Source organism: Psychrobacter sp. GW64-MNA-CIBAN-0177 (assembly GCF_040309585.1).
In the GTDB taxonomy this organism is placed as follows: Bacteria; Pseudomonadota; Gammaproteobacteria; order Pseudomonadales; family Moraxellaceae; genus Psychrobacter; species Psychrobacter okhotskensis.
In genome coordinates, this window is sequence record NZ_JBEOOY010000023.1 from 15516 (window position 1) to 32351 (window position 16836).

Here is a 16836-nt window from a genome sequence, read left to right on the forward strand (position 1 = left end):
AACTTAAATATACCTTAGTACAAAGTATTCAAAGGCAATTTAGCAATTTAGCAAATAAGTAAATAGTAAATAGTAAATAGTAAAGGGGAGTAGTAATGGCACAGCGTATAAACAAAAAAAGATGGCTTATGTTGGGCGCTGTTGCTACTGCTTTATTATTGATACCGCGACGTAGTAGTCAACGAGCAGACAGTAGCCTACAGAACGACACTAAGAATAAGACGAATAACAATTCAAATGCTAAAGATTAACTGCTCTCACTATTTATTTTATAATAAATATTTTCGTTAAAAAATCACTAATAATAATTAAATTTGGAATTTGTTAATGACTGCTCTTGATTCACCGTATATCGCTCCTCATTGTTCGTCTGCTGCTTTGCCACTGATTGACACGCATACACATTTTGACGCGCCAGTATTTGATAGCGATAGAGCGGTACAAGTAGAAAAAGCCTGTGAGCAAGGCGTGCGCCACCTTATGCTGGTGGGTTATTTATATGAGCATTTTGAACGTCTGTATGATATTAAACGCCTGATTAACGAGCAAGTTCAGGTCAATGAGAACAGTCAGGCAATTGCGACGCCAGCAGTTGCAACGGAGGCTGGCAATCAAAACCACTCGTCTCCTGAGGCTCATATCGCTCTAGGTCTACACCCTTTTTATATCACGCAGCATACAGAATCTCATCTACAGAGTATGGCAAAGATGCTGACTGAGCAGTGTCCATTGGCAATCGGTGAGATTGGTTTGGATACTTTTACCGACGAAATGAAGCAGCCGCATATGCTGGCCAAACAAGAGCAGTTTTTTAAGGCGCAACTGGATATGGCAGTGGCGCATCAGCTACCCGTCATGCTGCATATTCGTAAAGCCCATGCTGAAGCCTTAGCGATATTAAAAGCGCACGATTATGATGCGCACAAGTTGGGCGGTGTCGCTCACAGTTTTAGTGGTGGTGAGCAAGAGGCAAAGGCCTTTGTAAAACTCGGCTTTAAGCTCGGGGTCACTGGACAAGTCACCAATCCGAATGCCAAAAAACTGCGTCGGGCGATTCAAGCAGCAGTTGATACTTATGGTCTTGAATGTTTGGTGATTGAGACGGATTGTCCGGATATGACTCCCATCATGTGCCAGCACTCAGATAGCAATCCGTCAACCAATAATCAGTCAGCGCTTGGACAAAGTCCTGATAATGAATGGGGTGATGCGCCCGCTCATAATAGGAATGTTCCTGCCAATTTGCCATGGGTGCTGCTCAGTCTCAGTGAGTTACTTGATGTGCCACCAGCTCGTCTTGCTGAGCAACTATGGCAAAACAGTTGCGATGCCTTGCGCACGCAATGGTCGTATCCTATGCAGTCATAAAAACTGCTGTTGTTAAAAGTAAAATGATATTGCCAAAAGTAAAATAGTACAGAATAAAATAAGAGCAACATAAGTTATCGTTGATTATATACCCCCTCAAAAGAGCGTTTAATCTGTTATGAGTGAAGCAAAATTATTTGACCAGTCGTTTGTAGAGCCTAATGCCGTTGAGCATTCTGTCGCTCATGACGACAGTGGTAGTGCAAGTGAGCAATACGAGCGACGTTTCCAAGGAACAAAAACCCTCTATGGAGGCGCAGCCGTTGACACCTTTGCGGCAGCGCATGTGTATGTGATTGGTATCGGAGGTGTTGGCTCTTGGGCAGCTGAAGCGCTGGCTCGTACTGCGGTTGGTACTATTACGTTGATTGATTTAGACGTATTGGTGGCTTCTAATGTCAATCGGCAATTGCCAGCGCTGGACAGCACCTTTGGTCAAAGCAAAATTGCAGCGATGGCGCAGCGCATTGCTGAGATTAACCCCAAGGTCACGGTCAATTTAATTGATGATTTTCTCACCACTGATAATGTCACTGCACTGCTGCCGAGTCGTGACGAAGCCAAGGCTGCCATTGCTCAAGGTCATCCTATTGCCGTGCTAGATTGTGTCGATGATATGAATGCCAAACTTGCTATTGCCCTGCATTGCCGTTTTAATAAACTAAAATTGGTTTGCGCAGGCGGTGCGGGTGGTAAGATAGACCCAAGCAAAATTACGGTGAGTGACTTGCGTGATAGCTATCAAGATCCATTACTCGCCAAGCTCCGCAATAAGCTGCGTCATGAAAAAGGCATTAACAGCGCTTTAAAAGAAAAATTTGGAATCAAATGCGTTTATTCCACAGAACCACCACGCGTCGATAAAAGCTGTCAAACGGGCGGTTTACACTGTGGCGGTTACGGTTCAGCGGTCGTAGTGACATCGGTTGTGGCTATGCTGATGGTGAGCGAAGCGTTACAATTATTGATAAAGCAGACAGGCGTCTGATTTTAATGAATGGAGTCCACTTTGACGATACCTAACTCACCTAAGCGCCGCTACCCGGTCGCCGCAGATGAAGTAGAGCGCATTAATAAGCTCAAAAAACATCAGGTGCTCAACAACAATGATGAGCCTGCCTTTGCGCGTCTGACTGAACTTGCCAAGTTGTTTTTTGATATGCCGGTCGTCACCATTACCTTTATGGATGAAGAAACCCAGTATCTAAAATCTGTGCACGGGCTTGGCGGGGTATGTACGACGACGCGCCAAGTGGCTATTTGCAACTATACCGTGCTGTCTGACGAGGTATTTGTGGTTGCGGATTTGACAAAAGACAGCCGCTTTAGTCAAAATCCATTGGTGACAGAATCTCCGTACCTGCGCTTTTATGCCGGGGCGCCCATTATCATGTATGAAGACAATAAGACGTACCGTTTAGGCTCTTTTTGTCTGATGGATATGAAACCCCATGATGATTTTGATAATAAGCAAGCGCAATTATTGGCGCAGTTCGCGATGATGGCAGCCGATGCGCTACAACTACAAGACAAACAACGGGTCGCCAAACATGCCAACGAGATGAAGTCGGACTTTTTGGCCAATATGAGCCATGAAATACGCACACCGATGAATGGTATTATCGGCATGGTAGAGATGCTTAGCGAGACTGATCTTAGTCACGAACAACAAGAGTATGTGGACAATATCAAAGTCTCCAATGAGCATTTGCTAGCGATTATCAACGGTATCTTGGACTTATCGAAAGTTGAGTCTGGTAAAATGACCATTGATACCATTCCGATGAATCTGTCCACCTTATGCAATGAAGTAGTCAGTCTTTTTGCGATCAAAGCTCGCCAGCGCGGCTTGATTTTAGATTACCATTATACTGAGTCGTTATCACCTTATGTGCAAGGCGATCCGGTACGTCTTAAACAAATCATGGTCAACCTTGTCAATAATGCCATCAAGTTCACCCGTGAAGGTGGGCGAGTCAGTATCGATGTCAAGCACGTGCCCAATTGCCATTGTATCGATGACAATGCTGAAAAACATGAAAGCAATGGCGGGTTTGCTGATGGTATTATTGGTGAAGAGAATATTACTAAAGAGAACATTACCAAAGAGAGTATTGCTTACGAAAACATGACTCTATGTATTGAGGTCACCGATACGGGTGTCGGTATTAAGCCTGAATCATTGGACGCGATATTCGATGCCTATGATCAAGCCAATAAATCAACCCATCGTCTTTATGGTGGTACGGGTCTGGGGCTGTCTGTATGTAAGTCTCTGGTGGATTTAATGGGTGGGCGCATCGACGTCGATAGTGTGGTCGGTGAGGGTACAACCTTCACAGTATTGTTGCCGCTCGCTACTATCGATGAGGAACAGTATGAAAATTGGCAAGTTGCCAACGACTTTACCATGACCGCCCCGAGTCAGGAGCGTTCTGGTCACATACTGTTGGTTGAAGACGATAGTGTCAATGCGACAATTGCCAAAAAAGCCTTGAGTAATAGCGGCCATACGGTAACCCACGTCACCGATGGACAGCAAGCGATTGAGGCTTTTGCTTTGTACCCTGAGCGTTATGATCTCATTTTGATGGATCATCATATGCCGATTATGGATGGCGTACAGGCGACCATTAAGTTGCATGAGCTGTATGACCCTCAAGTATTGCCACCCATTATCGCCTTGACTGCCAATGCGATGGATGGCGAGCGCCAAAAATACCTTGATGTGGGCATGCAGGATTATTGCACCAAGCCTTTTAAGCAAGAACAGTTAAATGCTTTGGTACAATATTGGCTAATGCATAAGCAATCATTAGAAAAATAGGATTTAATGTAAAATCTTGGGATATGAGAAATAATAGATGTTACTTAGCGCTGTTTTCTATGCTTGTTTAAATGTCAGTTATTAATAAATGATAGAAATACTGTAGAACATTTGGCATAAAAAAAGCTTAACCATTTAATGATGGTTAAGCTTTTTTTATGCGCCACTCAATCAAGTTGAGCGATTAGCTCACGCGAGTTTGGTAGTCACCAGTACGGGTATCGACACGCACGACTTCACCTTGCTGGACGAATAGTGGCACACGTACCACCGCACCCGTCTCTAACGTGGCAGGTTTGCCACCGCCACCTGAAGTATCGCCGCGTACGCCTGGATCGGTTTCGGTAATCTGCAATTCAACAAAGTTAGGCGGGGTGATTGATAATGGCACGCCATTAAATAAGGTAATGGTACAAAGTGCATTGCTGTTGTCTTTAAGCCATTTTAACGCGTCGCCAATGGCTGTTTTGTCCGCTTGAATCTGCTCAAAACTTTCTGGATGCATAAAGTGCCAAAACTCACCATCGTTATACAGATAGTTCATTTCAGTATCCATTACGTCAGCCGCTTCTAGGCTATCACCTGACTTAAACGTTTGCTCTAGCGTTCTGCCACTGCGTAGATTGCGCAATTTAACGCGGTTAAACGCTTGTCCTTTACCAGGTTTGACGAACTCATTTTCGAGAATGGCACAGGGATTGCCATCGAGCATGACTTTTAGACCGGCTTTAAATTCATTAGTAGAAAAACTTGCCACAAGAAACTCCTAAGGGTTACGAATATATGATCGGTATTTGGGTGTGGAGCTGACTGTGCTAAACGCTGTCGTCACGCCAAGTATTGATGGCTGACGGGTATGCTTTGATAGGGCACTCACTAAGGGCGTATAATGACGCCTTTTAGGCACAGGTACTAGGTTGTCATGATAAACCATTTAATCACACAAAAAAACTGGCAAACGCAATTATCCGAAGGGATTACTAGCATCGATGAATTACTTGGTATCCTAAAGCTCGAATCGCTACGTGCAGAGGTTTATGTGCCTGAGCATTTCGAGCTACGCGTGCCACGTGCTTTTGTCGCAAAAATGACCGTCGGCGATAGCGATGATCCCTTATTAAAGCAAGTGCTACCCGACCGACAAGAGCAAATCGCAGTGACTGGCTATGTGGCAGATCCTTTAGCGGAAAATGCTCATAACCCAACCAAAGGCTTATTGCATAAATACCAATCCAGAGTGCTGCTGACGATTACGGGTGCTTGTGCGATTCACTGTCGTTACTGCTTTCGCCAGCATTTTGACTACAGTGCCAATATGCCCACTGCCGATGCCAAACAAAGCATCATCGATTATATTACCGCCCATCCCGACATTAATGAGGTGATTTTAAGTGGCGGCGATCCTTTAAACGTGACCAACAGACGACTGTTTGCTTGGCTTGATACTTTAGAGGCCATTCCGCAATTGACCACCATTCGGCTCCATACTCGGTTGCCAATTGTGATTCCAGCGCGTTTAGATGCGCCATTATTAGAGCGGCTAGCACAAAGTCGCTGTCATATCGTCATGGTCATTCACTGTAACCATGCCAATGAAATCGATACGCTCACAGCAGAATATTTGCAGCGGGCGCGGGCGGCTGGCGTGACGCTATTGAATCAAGCTGTGCTTTTAAAAGGTATCAATGACAGCGTGGCTGCTCAAACTGCCTTAAGTCAACGTTTATTCTCTGCTGGGGTATTGCCTTATTATCTACACGTATTGGATAAAGTAGCAGGCGCGGCACATTTCGATAGCGACGAGCGGTCAGCAATAGCGCTTTACTGGTCACTATTGGCAGCATTACCCGGCTATCTAGTACCTAAGCTGGTTAGAGAGTTGCCAGATAGACCGTTTAAGGTGCCGATTGACATTTACAATGAAGTCTAAAAGTTGCATTATGATAAAGTAGCGCTATTAGCAGACAAATAATGACTAATAAGTGCGTAAGCAGCCGTTATTATAGCCAATCGATAGCTAACGATTACCTACCTGCTTGCTACTAACTTGTACAGCCGTTACTGTGCAATGACTAAGGATAGTAATGATAACTTTATCAGTTTTTCAACAGCAGTTGGCGTCGATTGCAGCGTTACCCGCAGCATCTGGTAAATCGACCGACGGCCAAGAGCAGCACCTACGCAACTGGGTAGCGCTGATGCCATCGCAAACAGAAGCGCAGCAAACGGAGCAATTGGAAAAAGTACTCATGGAATTGAGGGTGGCTGATGTAGATGATCAGCAACGCTTTACCTTAATCACTATCGTCCTTGAAGCGGCTGATCGGCTGATCGCCGCTTTACGTCAGTATTATATTTATGAAGCAGGAGCGCTAAGTGACGCGCAGTTGGCTCATGTTGCTCAAGTAAAATCCTTATACTATCTCATTGTTTTAACTTATGACGGGGTGATACGCCGCGAAATAGCATTGCTAGATCAGCAAAAACCCCCAGCAAGTAGTGGCTGGCAGCGCCACTTCACGGGCGAAAAGTCTTCTCCCGTTAGGTTAGCTATTGCCATTTACCAGACGCTACTCATGTACCAAAAGCTATTGATTGAAGACGCGCTTTGTTATCAAAAGCCACCGTCGTATGTATGGGCTGCAATCAATCGATTGTATTATCTTGCCCATCAGCGCCATGCTGCTACCCTTGACCTGAGCGGTCATGTCGTCACCAATCGTGCAGAAACTATACATCGCTTGTACTGTCAAATATGTCTGCACAGTTTACTCAATGTGCGTGGCATGCGCCGGCCTAATATGCTGCTGGTTCAGCGCTCGCTACCTGAGTGGGCTGAGCCAATCGTTGCGACCATAGAGCCGCAAACTGAGACGCGGGTCTTCGTTAACTTGCATAGTGACAGTCCACCTACTTATTTGACCGCGCATTCTGATATCAATCCTTACGAAAACCAGTACGACTGTCTGTTCATTGAGCTAGCACCAGTGGTCACCTATCTAAAAGCACGCCGGCAAGCGTTAATGAATGAGGGTAGCGAAGGCGTTGAGTGTTGTTTGCTCGATAAGATGGCCATGGCGCTAACCTATCGTTATATTCAGCCGCAATTGACCGTACCGACCAAGTATAGTCCTAAGCAAAACGCCACAATGGTGACCGGATTTAATGACATTCACTATCATGCTAGCCATGCGCAAGGTCTAATAAGTTTGATTGGCACTAAAGAGCTGCCGGATGCGCAGCGACCTCGCTATGATACCGTGCCAAAAAAACAAACGACCAATGGCTTATTATCCGTTGAGACTTTCGACAGTAAGGACGCCCTGTCGCATTTTCGCACGCTGCGCTTGATTATCAATCCTGAAGATATATCTGCTGTTACCGAAGACAAGGTTGTAACCCCAAGCACCGCCACGATAATGACAATGAGCAAAGTCGGTAGCGAAGCGAGTAGTATGGTAGCAGTGATGGACAGCAATACTACTAATGCTGATATTCATCCTATCGATACCGCACCGCCACCGTTGCAAATGATGAGTCTTTTTTTATTATGCCGTTCTGAGACGAAGACCGCAGCTGATTGGTCGATGGGAGTGGTGCGTTGGCTCAATCTTAATACCCGAAACCCAGAAGTAGAATGGCAAGTGCTCGGTCACAAGCTCATCTCTTGTGGGCTGCGCCTAGAGGACAGAGACTCACGCAGTCAGCATTTTGTGCCAGCTTTTATGATTGCTGGTGATGAGCAGCTACAGACGACTTGTAGCTTAGTCGTGCCGACCTCTCATTTTCAAACCAGTGATAGAGTGATAATGCGCCTAAATAATAAACAGAAATCCTTACGCTTATTAAATCCTTTACTGGTTACCGATGAGTTTAGCCAATATGAAGTAGTACAATTGTAATCTGCTCAATTAGGGCGTGTCCTAAATACCAGCATGGATATAAGTGTAGATGGTTACATGGCGAAGGTGCAGGTATAACCACTTTATCTGACGGTATGAGTAATAAGTTAAGCTGCAGTCGGTCAAATTATTGTCTATAATGACGGATACCATGACTTAAGTTTGATAGATAAGATATGTCTACTAAGCCAGTCAGCCTAGATCATATCAATAAACCAGTATTGTCAGTACCGCCCGAACCGAACCCGAATAGTGCTTATCTATTTGCCGCGCTATCTAAATATTGATAAAAGGGCGAGGTATCGAAGTTAAGCGATAAAAATAAATACGATCATAAGATTCAAAAGGCCTCCTATGCGTACTCAGTCCGTCTTAAATCTATTAGTTATCGATGACGATCAGCTCTATGCTGAGCGCCTAGTGGATTTGCTAGATTCTTATTATGACAGCGTCAACCTAGGCTTTTTGGATGACAAGGAAGAACTGCTCAAATCGCTACGCCAGCCGTGGGATGTCTTAGTCTTTGGGCAAGCCTATGATATGGGCTTTACCGACGTTGTGGGTATCGTACAAGAGCAAAGCATTGACTTGCCGATGATATGCTTGATGAGTGCGGAGATGGCTGCGACTGCCCATAACGAGGAAGGTTTGCCTGCGGTCATGAATAGCACGATGGTTAAGGCGCTTAGGGCAGACCAAGAGACAGCGGTAGTGATGGCCATCTGTTTACAGCATGGTAATTTGCGGAGTCGTCATCAGCTTAAAGCCTTGCGTCACGTGTTATCTGAGGCAGAGCAGCGCGCTAATATCTTGATTAAAAACTCTAAAAGTGCGGTTGCCTACCTTGATCAAGGGATTCATATCTTTGCCAATGACCCTTATCTTCAGCTATTCGGTTTTGACTCAATGAACGATATCATTGGCGTACCGGTTATTGACTTGATCGCAGGCGGTGATAACATCAAAGCCTTTAAGCAGTTTTTGCGGCAGTTTGATAAAGGGAGCCGTGACGAAGTCGAGTTCAAGTTTGAGAGTCTGCGTACGGATGGCAGTACCTTTGAGGCAAAATTACAGCTGGCAGCAGCTACCTTGGATAGTGAGCCGGTTACCCAGATTATTATTCAACAAAATAACAGTAATAGTGCTGAGGTTGCTAAGCGCTTGGCAGAAGCTGAGCGTAAGGACAGCTTGACAGGCATCAATAACCGTCGTGGTTTTGAAGAGCAGTTGGCGATATTACACCAGCAAGCGTTGGCTGGTACTCTGACTGCTGGGCTGTTGTATGTTCAGCTCGATAACATTGGTAAGATCAGAAGTAGCTTGGGTTTGCAAGGTGTCGATACGACAGTCAGACAGGTCGCTTATGCTTTAGATGAGCTGGTGCCAGAAGGCTATGTGAGCCGCTTTAGTGACACAGCATTTACGATACTAGTAGAAAACCAGACCACCGACGATCTCGAAAAGCTTGCGGAGCATATTGGCCTACGGATTAGTGGCATGCTTATTGAAGTCGATAAGCGCACGACCAGCACGACGGCGAGTATTGGTATTGTCAAAATCGAAAGAAATACTGCTGAGCCTAAAATAGTACTCGAGCGAGCGATGGATGCCATCGCCCAGATTATGACCGAGACCTCCAATAACGGTGGTACTTATCATCTATATGATCCAAGCGAACATGCCAATAGTGATGACCATGCGCTGGCGGAGTCTTTAGTCGATGCCATTGCCAATAATCGCTTTGAGCTATCATTCCAAGCGATATATGACATCAATCATGATCGTAGTGACTTTTTTGAAGTCTATCTGCGTTTGCCATTGGCAGATGCTGACAATACAGTATTGACCCCTGATCAATTTATGGCGGTTGCAAAGACGCATCAACTGTTAGAAAAAATAGATCGCTGGGTGCTGATCAATGCCTGCAAAAAAATAAACGATGTACGTAAAACCCATCCTGAGGCGCGACTACTGGTACAATTGACCAGTGCTTCGCTGGTGGATAAAAAGCTGCCCAATGTCGCCAGTCAGCTGATTAATGCGGTTGGCGGTGCGGCAGGAGTGTTAACGCTACAGTTCAACGAAAAAGATATTGCCGATCATTTAACAGTCGCCAAATCTCAGTTTGAGGCCCTTAATAAAGTGAGCTGTCAGCTTGGCGTCAATAACTTCGGCTCATCTACTAAGTCTATTGAGATTGCCAGCTTTGTGCAGCCAGATGTGGTGCGTTTGGCCCGCAGTTATGTACAAGATATCGACTCTGCAGATAATTTAGAAGCCGTTAAATCACTAATCGTACGTACCAATGCGGTTAATATTGATGTGTTGATGCCTTACATTGAAGAGGCGGCAACCATGTCTGTCGCTTGGAGTGTGGGTGCGCGTTACCTGCAAGGGTATTATTTGGAAGAGCCAAGCAGTACAATGAAAGTTGCTAGTGGCACATAAGAGAACCTAGGGCGTGTCCTCAATTCAAGCGCTTGTATCTAACTGGGCTAAAAATGACTAAATTTTGCCAAATATCGTCAAATAGCTGAATAATATTCCGATATTATTTGCGCTATTTTTCTCATTTGACGGCAATTTATCTCATTTTTACGACCATTTTTAAAATGAGGACACGCCCTAATCTCATGTGTGATTATAAAGTTATAATCCTAGACGTTTCTTAAGCGTGATTTATTGGTTTAGCTGCCGATAAATTGCGCTCTATTTTTAAACAGCTATCTATGTGTGCCGCCTGATGTTGCTTTCTACATGGTTTTTCAATGCACTATGCCTGTTGTCTCACATAGCTGGCGCTCCTCAACTAAAGATTGCCAAAAATGTCTATCATCAATACATCAATATTGAGCGGTATTTTTTCCGCTGTTCTGCTACTCACCGCCTGCGGGGAAAGTATCCCACCTGATCATCGCGCGCCTGTCACGCTGCCAATATATACTGAAGGTGATGCCGATAATGGTGCTCTAATTTATCAAGACGCTTGTGGCCAATGCCATCAGAGGAATGCTGGACTCAATAAAAAAGGCCCGCAGTTGATGAATATATATGGCGCGCCCGCTGCAGAGTTAGCAGATTATACCTATAGTGACGGGCTAAAAAACTCAGGTTGGGTATGGGATGCAGCAACGCTCGACCCTTATATTGCAGATGCGGAAAAAGCCATACCAAACTCAAAGATGCTATCAGACCCGATGCCAGATGCACAAGAGCGTGCGGATGTGATTGCTTATCTGTCAACGCTGCGCGCCGCCGCGCCGATAGTTGCAGATGAGTCAAAGTAATCTCTGATTTATACTTACTATTCAAAAAACGAGCCAATAATTGACTATGACCCACGCAGCCATCAATAGTGCCATTACAACACCACGTCAAGCAGCAGCAGAGGTGACTGATAAGCCGACCTTTAGCACTGCCGACTATCGTCGCAATCAGCAAAAAATTGCCCAGCTTATGGCGCAATTAAATCAAATTGTGTTAGATAAGCCGCAAGCCGTTAAGCTTGCGCTCAGCGGTATATTGGCAGGTGGTCATCTATTGTTGCAAGATATACCGGGTATGGGCAAGACCACTTTGGCACAAGGCTTGGCGCAGTTGCTTGGTCTGAGCTTTAGCCGTGTGCAATTTACCAATGATATGCTGCCAGCAGATATCCTAGGGATGAGCATCTATGACCAAAGTAAACAGCAATTTGAGTTTCGCTCAGGGCCTATCTTTACTCAACTGTTACTCGCTGATGAGATTAATCGCTCTAGCCCTAAGACCCAAAGTGCGCTACTAGAGGCGATGGAAGAGCGGCAAGTGACCCAAGATGGACAAAGCTATCCATTGCCGCAACCGTTCTTTGTGATTGCAACTCAAAACCCTTTGCAGCAAGCAGGCGTCTATCCACTCCCTGAATCGCAGCTAGATCGATTCTTGCTATGCTTGTCGCTTGGCTATCCATCACCTGCCGCAGAGCGTGAGCTTTTAAAAGGTCAGGATCGCCGTGAGTTACTAAAAGAGTTGTCTGCGGTACTTGATACCGAGGCGGTCTTGTTAGCGCAGCAAGGCGTCAAGCAAGTATATGTCGCGGATGTGGTCTTGGACTATCTACAAAGACTGGTGGCAAAAACACGATCAAGCCAAGAGTATCATGGCTTATCACCACGTGGCGTGCTGTCGCTACAGCGTGCCGCACAAGCCTATGCCTATGTATCGGGGCATATGGAGATGACGCCTGAAGACATTCAAGCGGTGTTTGCCGCCGTCACTGATCACCGTCTCGGTCAGCGTTTTGTACCCGCGCATGTGACGGGAGGACAAGCGACGCAGACCATCGCCCAACGCATTTTGGCAGACGTAGCGGTTGTTGTTTAAGAGTCCGTTATTTAATCGCATGCTTATTTTTCAAACGATCATTCAGTTATCGATGAGAGTATCCATTTTATGGTAAGGATAGGGTAGTCATGAGCTTTTTGCCAAAAGCCTTAACCGTACCAGCTACTTCAGCATTAAGCCGTTGGTTTGCTTCGCGTGCGCCCAAAAGTGATAGTGCCACCCTCAATTTGCGTAACGTCTATATCTTTTTTAGTCGTGAAGGGATGCTATTTGCTGTCTTACTGGTCATTACCTTTATCGCTGGTATCAACTATGGCAATAACTTGGTATTGGGCTTATGTTTTTATCTAATCAGTGTCTGGCTGATCAGCTTTCATGTGACCTTTGCTCATATCTCAGGTCTAAAGGTACAGCTAATAGAGGTGACCATGGCAGAAGCGGGTGCGCCTGTCTGGGTGACCCTGCAACTGCGTAGTGAGAGTCGCCAGCCAAGACGCCAGCTGCTATTTAGCTTTGCGCAGACTGATAAAGAGATGGATAAAAAATCTGGTAAGAAAATCAAACATCACGTGGATAGTCAACATTCTGTACTTGTTACACGGTTACAAGATGAGCAAATTATTCGTTTGCCGGTGCAGACGCATAATCGTGGCGCGTTTGAGTTGCCACGATTAACCATCAAAACCGTTTATCCATTAGGGATCATGCGTGCATGGTCTTATGTCTATTTTGCCCGTAGCGCTTGGGTCTATCCAAAACCTGAAGCCTTTGACTGGCAGACGCAGTATTCGGTCGCAAGTTTAGAGGACTTGCCAACAGGCGGGCAATATCGTCAAGGTCAAGATGACTTTGAGCGGCTCGATAATTATATCGAAGGTGAGTCGCTGGCTCGGGTTTCTTGGGGTCACGTGGCGCGCGGTCAAGGCATGTTTACCAAGCATTTCGCTGATCCAGTCGGTGATGAGCAAACATTGGATTATGCCGATATGCCAGCAGCCCATCATGAACAGAGGCTGGCACAACTGGCGTACGGGGCGATGACATTAGGTGAACTTGGCGTACCATTTAACATGCGCTTACCGAATGACATGCGCTTTGATCAATCCTCTAGTGCAACAATGGGTGAAGGCGATAGCTTTGCACGAGCATGCTTGTTAAGGCTGGCGAAAGCACCATGATCAATTTTAAAAATTCCTCTACAAATGAGACAGAGATCAATCCTGCAAGCTTTGAGCAATTGGCTTTGGGTCAACATATCACTTCTCACACTGAGCAGGCTAGCGATGCTAAATGGACTCGCAAGCTACTCGCCTTGCCAGCCTATTATTGGGTCTTAATTGCCCAAATCATCGTCATTTTACCGCATGCAGCACATCTGCCTTTATGGTTGATTGGCTTTGCTGTGGTCAGTATTGTGGCTCAGTTGCCACGCGTAAAAGCGCGATTTAAAAAATTAGCGCATTTAAAGCGTGTTTATCAAAGCATGCAAATGCTCGGCTTTTTATTGGGGCTGGCAGGTCTGTGGCTGACTTATAATACAGCGTTTGGTCTCGATATGGGCGTGGCGTTTTTAGTGCTCTGTCTTATCAGCAAGCTATGGGAGTTGTATAAGCGCCGTGATGCTTATGTGGTATTGAATTTATCGCTATTTGTACTGGCTGCGCTATTTTTGATGGATCAAGGTCTCGTGACGACGTTAGAAGTAATCGTCGGTGCGGTCATCATATTATTGGCATTTATTGCGCTCAATGACGATGGCAATACTCGTGGTGATGGTCGTCTGCGTACTTTGGGCGTATTAGGTCTTGGGGCACTACCGTTATTGGTCGTGCTATTTTTGTTTTTTCCGCGCTTGCCACCGCTATGGTCAGTGCAGCTCTCAGGTCAGCAAGCAACCACGGGTGTCTCTGATAGTATGTCGCCCGGTGATTTTGCCAATTTGGGACAATCGACTGAGCTGGCGTTTCGGGTAGAGTTTGCAGATAAGCGCCCACCACAGCAGCAGCTATATTGGCGCGGCTTGGTATTTAGCGACTTTGACGGGGTGACGTGGCGTCCTAGCCCTCAGCAACGACAGTGGCAGCCGACGCAGCGAATACCTGCTTGGATTGAGAATGCCTTTGCTACTATCCCTGATGAGGTGAAAGCTGCGCCGACCAGCTATGAGATTATTCTAGAGCCCACGCAACAAAACTGGCTATTTGGCCTTGATTATCCTTTTGCTCAGCGTCAAGACATTAGTATTACTTCAAACTTTACTTTATTAAAAGACCAGCCGGTTACCCAACAGCTGCGCTACGAGGTATTACAGTTTGCCCCGATGGGTATCGATACGATTCTCTCTGATGAGTCACGCCGTCTGAATCTTGCCCTGCCAGCTGACGGCAATCCCAAAGCAAAAGCACTGGCGCAGCAGCTGTTTGTTCAATCAGACTCAGACCCAGTACGCTACATGCAAGCACTTGAGCGCTGGATCAACCAAACGGACTTTCGTTATACGTTGTCGCCGCCACGATTGCATAAGAACCGTATTGATGAGTTTTTATTTGACACCAAAGCGGGGTTTTGTGAGCACTATTCTTCCAGCTTCACCTTTATGATGCGCGCTGCTGGCATTCCAGCACGCGTCGTGGCGGGCTATCAAGGTGGTGAGCTGAGCCGCGGTGGTAATGTTTGGGAAGTACGGCAAAAGGATGCGCACGCTTGGACGGAGGTTTGGCTTGACGGTCAAGGTTGGGTACGTGTCGATCCGACGGCTTTTGTAGCGCCTGAGCGTGTCGAGCAAGGTATGGATGCACTGACGCAGGCACAAGGGGCAGCAATGTTCGGTGATGGGGCTAGTGCGCAAATCAGCTATCAGCAGTATCAAATGCTACAAACCTTACGCCGCCTGTCAGATCAAGCCAGTTACTATTGGCAAAAAGATGTCGTTGGTTACGATCAGGATAAGCAAGCTGACTCGTTACTCAAATGGTTTAACATCCGTGCAATCATGCAGCAAATTATTTGGCTAGCGGCAAGTGCTATTACTGTCATGGTGATTTTGGTCTTTGTCATTTGGCAACGTCGCCGTAAGCGTTGGCATCCAGCCGATCTACCACTTGCACAATTATCAAAGCGCATTGGCAAAGCGGATAAATCGCTCGCTCGCGATAACAACGAAGGGCAATTGGCTTGGCTTGAGCGTTTGGCAGCGGCGGTTAATAACCGAGGCAATGATATAAATAGTGACATGGATAGCCGTAACAATACTGTAAGTAGCGGTGCGGGTGGTAAAGTTAGTAAGCTAACAGATAGCGGTCACTCAGAGATTGTACAAGCAAAAATAATACAGATGAAGCAGGACTATCGTCAACTGCGTTATGGACGCCTAAGCAGCCTTGAAACCAATGATAGCGAATACCAAGTCGTACTGAAACAGCTTAAGAAAGATGCACGTGAATTGTTCTAATGGCTGTTTTGTGAAAGCGTTGTTTAGCATATGATAAAATAGCTAATGATAATAAAGGAGGCGACTCTATGGCGATATACGTTGATTTTATGCAGATAGAATTTAAAGGCTATAAATGGTGCCATATGCTGGCTGATACCCTGCAAGAGTTGCATGACTTTGCGGCATTGATTGAAGTGGATAAGCGTTTATTCCACCGTCATGCCAGTTATCCGCACTATGATGTGACGGTGCAAATGCGAGAGACAGCAATTGAGTACGGCGCTATTCCTGCCGGTCGAAAGAAAATTATTGAATGTGCAAAGAAGTTGAAAGTAGAGTTACATGAGCAAATAGCACAATCTGAGAATCGCTAATAATTTAATTTTCTAAAACATGAGAAAGGTGGGTTATGCTTTTGTATCCCACCTTTTTATTTGTTTAGACTTTCATTTATAGGTTATTTTGCAATAGCTGCTTTACTAACACCATCAAGGGCTTTTGCAATATTCGTGAGCTGGGTATCACAACCTTTTATATTATGGCGGTCTTTAAGATATTCAGGATTGTTGTACGACAACCAAACTTTTTTATCAGCATCTTCACTGATGAGGATTTTTTGCGGCAAATCGATAGCGACGCTTTGCTCGCAATTCATCAATGGCGTACCCGCTTTCGGATTACCAAACATAATCACTTGCGTCGGTCTCAATGTTAAATCGACACCTTGCGCATTTTTTTGATGATCGACGCGCGCAAATACTTTCATGCCTTTGCTTTCAATAATTGCCGCTAGCTTATCAGTGGTATCTTGAACGGAGTGATTACTTTGCATCGTCACCAAACCCTTTTCAGCATTGATAGCAGTCATCGTTTCTGGCGTCGACTGCCCCTTGTCTGGCGCGTTTAAAATATTTTCAACGCTGGCGCAAGAGGATACGGCCAAAGCTAGAGCAGCGATAGAGATAATCTTAAGCATAAAAAGT

The 16836-nt window shown here is 45.6% G+C and carries 14 protein-coding genes; 12 read left to right on the top strand and 2 right to left on the bottom strand.

The window, feature by feature from the left end; all coding sequences use genetic code 11:
• Positions 1 to 95: 95 nt before the first annotated feature.
• The 4 genes from AAEY79_RS12130 (at position 96) to AAEY79_RS12145 (ending at position 4195) form a co-directional block, all read left to right on the top strand.
• Complete coding sequence (locus AAEY79_RS12130) at positions 96 to 251, top strand: hypothetical protein (RefSeq protein WP_201566190.1); 156 nt, start codon at positions 96 to 98, stop codon at positions 249 to 251.
• A 76-nt stretch (positions 252 to 327) separates the two neighbouring features.
• Positions 328 to 1368 carry a TatD family hydrolase gene (locus AAEY79_RS12135; RefSeq protein WP_352288501.1) on the top strand — a complete coding sequence of 347 codons (1041 nt, stop codon included), beginning with the start codon at positions 328 to 330 and terminating at the stop codon, positions 1366 to 1368.
• Between the two features lie 118 nt (positions 1369 to 1486).
• Entirely contained in the window at positions 1487 to 2356 is an 870-nt protein-coding gene (locus AAEY79_RS12140; protein WP_201566188.1) for a ThiF family adenylyltransferase, read from the top strand.
• 21 nt (positions 2357 to 2377) lie between these two features.
• A complete protein-coding gene (locus AAEY79_RS12145) occupies positions 2378 to 4195 on the top strand; it encodes an ATP-binding protein (RefSeq protein WP_227523275.1) in 1818 nt (605 codons plus the stop codon).
• Positions 4196 to 4379: 184 nt separating this feature from the next.
• Here AAEY79_RS12145 and efp read toward each other — a convergent pair whose 3' ends face one another.
• Positions 4380 to 4952: an elongation factor P gene (gene efp, locus AAEY79_RS12150; RefSeq protein ID WP_101212477.1), complete on the bottom strand. Its 573-nt coding sequence runs from the start codon at positions 4950 to 4952 to the stop codon at positions 4380 to 4382.
• A 165-nt stretch (positions 4953 to 5117) separates the two neighbouring features.
• Between efp and epmB the strand changes: the two genes are divergently transcribed.
• From epmB to AAEY79_RS12190, 8 genes are all read left to right on the top strand, one after another.
• A complete protein-coding gene (gene epmB, locus AAEY79_RS12155) occupies positions 5118 to 6125 on the top strand; it encodes an EF-P beta-lysylation protein EpmB (RefSeq protein WP_101212480.1) in 1008 nt (335 codons plus the stop codon).
• A 154-nt stretch (positions 6126 to 6279) separates the two neighbouring features.
• Positions 6280 to 8097 carry a hypothetical protein gene (locus AAEY79_RS12160; protein WP_352288506.1) on the top strand — a complete coding sequence of 606 codons (1818 nt, stop codon included), beginning with the start codon at positions 6280 to 6282 and terminating at the stop codon, positions 8095 to 8097.
• A gap of 354 nt (positions 8098 to 8451) precedes the next feature.
• Positions 8452 to 10545, top strand: coding sequence for an EAL domain-containing protein (locus AAEY79_RS12165; RefSeq protein WP_173238875.1), 2094 nt, complete (start codon positions 8452 to 8454; stop codon positions 10543 to 10545).
• A 377-nt stretch (positions 10546 to 10922) separates the two neighbouring features.
• A complete protein-coding gene (locus AAEY79_RS12170) occupies positions 10923 to 11384 on the top strand; it encodes a cytochrome c family protein (RefSeq protein ID WP_173238876.1) in 462 nt (153 codons plus the stop codon).
• Between the two features lie 46 nt (positions 11385 to 11430).
• Entirely contained in the window at positions 11431 to 12459 is a 1029-nt protein-coding gene (locus AAEY79_RS12175) for a MoxR family ATPase (protein WP_037025906.1), read from the top strand.
• An 89-nt stretch (positions 12460 to 12548) separates the two neighbouring features.
• Positions 12549 to 13598: a hypothetical protein gene (locus AAEY79_RS12180; RefSeq protein ID WP_352288510.1), complete on the top strand. Its 1050-nt coding sequence runs from the start codon at positions 12549 to 12551 to the stop codon at positions 13596 to 13598.
• Complete coding sequence (locus AAEY79_RS12185; protein WP_352288513.1) at positions 13595 to 15871, top strand: DUF3488 and transglutaminase-like domain-containing protein; 2277 nt, start codon at positions 13595 to 13597, stop codon at positions 15869 to 15871. The genes AAEY79_RS12180 and AAEY79_RS12185 overlap by 4 nt, the downstream gene beginning before the upstream one ends.
• A 68-nt stretch (positions 15872 to 15939) precedes the next feature.
• Positions 15940 to 16227 carry a DUF4031 domain-containing protein gene (locus AAEY79_RS12190; protein ID WP_025650774.1) on the top strand — a complete coding sequence of 96 codons (288 nt, stop codon included), beginning with the start codon at positions 15940 to 15942 and terminating at the stop codon, positions 16225 to 16227.
• Between the two features lie 83 nt (positions 16228 to 16310).
• Here AAEY79_RS12190 and AAEY79_RS12195 read toward each other — a convergent pair whose 3' ends face one another.
• Positions 16311 to 16829, bottom strand: a complete 519-nt coding sequence (locus AAEY79_RS12195; protein WP_350588228.1) for a DUF302 domain-containing protein — start codon at positions 16827 to 16829, stop codon at positions 16311 to 16313.
• Positions 16830 to 16836 lie beyond the last annotated feature (7 nt).

Coding starts and splice junctions, on each gene's coding strand:
- AAEY79_RS12180 (WP_352288510.1), top strand. CDS start 12,549: ATGAGCTTTTTGCCAAAAGCCTTAACCGTACCAGCTACTTCAGCATTA.
- AAEY79_RS12160 (WP_352288506.1), top strand. CDS start 6,280: ATGATAACTTTATCAGTTTTTCAACAGCAGTTGGCGTCGATTGCAGCG.
- AAEY79_RS12190 (WP_025650774.1), top strand. CDS start 15,940: ATGGCGATATACGTTGATTTTATGCAGATAGAATTTAAAGGCTATAAA.
- AAEY79_RS12170 (WP_173238876.1), top strand. CDS start 10,923: ATGTCTATCATCAATACATCAATATTGAGCGGTATTTTTTCCGCTGTT.
- AAEY79_RS12135 (WP_352288501.1), top strand. CDS start 328: ATGACTGCTCTTGATTCACCGTATATCGCTCCTCATTGTTCGTCTGCT.
- AAEY79_RS12195 (WP_350588228.1), bottom strand. CDS start 16,829: ATGCTTAAGATTATCTCTATCGCTGCTCTAGCTTTGGCCGTATCCTCT.
- AAEY79_RS12130 (WP_201566190.1), top strand. CDS start 96: ATGGCACAGCGTATAAACAAAAAAAGATGGCTTATGTTGGGCGCTGTT.
- AAEY79_RS12175 (WP_037025906.1), top strand. CDS start 11,431: ATGACCCACGCAGCCATCAATAGTGCCATTACAACACCACGTCAAGCA.
- AAEY79_RS12140 (WP_201566188.1), top strand. CDS start 1,487: ATGAGTGAAGCAAAATTATTTGACCAGTCGTTTGTAGAGCCTAATGCC.
- epmB (WP_101212480.1), top strand. CDS start 5,118: ATGATAAACCATTTAATCACACAAAAAAACTGGCAAACGCAATTATCC.
- AAEY79_RS12165 (WP_173238875.1), top strand. CDS start 8,452: ATGCGTACTCAGTCCGTCTTAAATCTATTAGTTATCGATGACGATCAG.
- AAEY79_RS12185 (WP_352288513.1), top strand. CDS start 13,595: ATGATCAATTTTAAAAATTCCTCTACAAATGAGACAGAGATCAATCCT.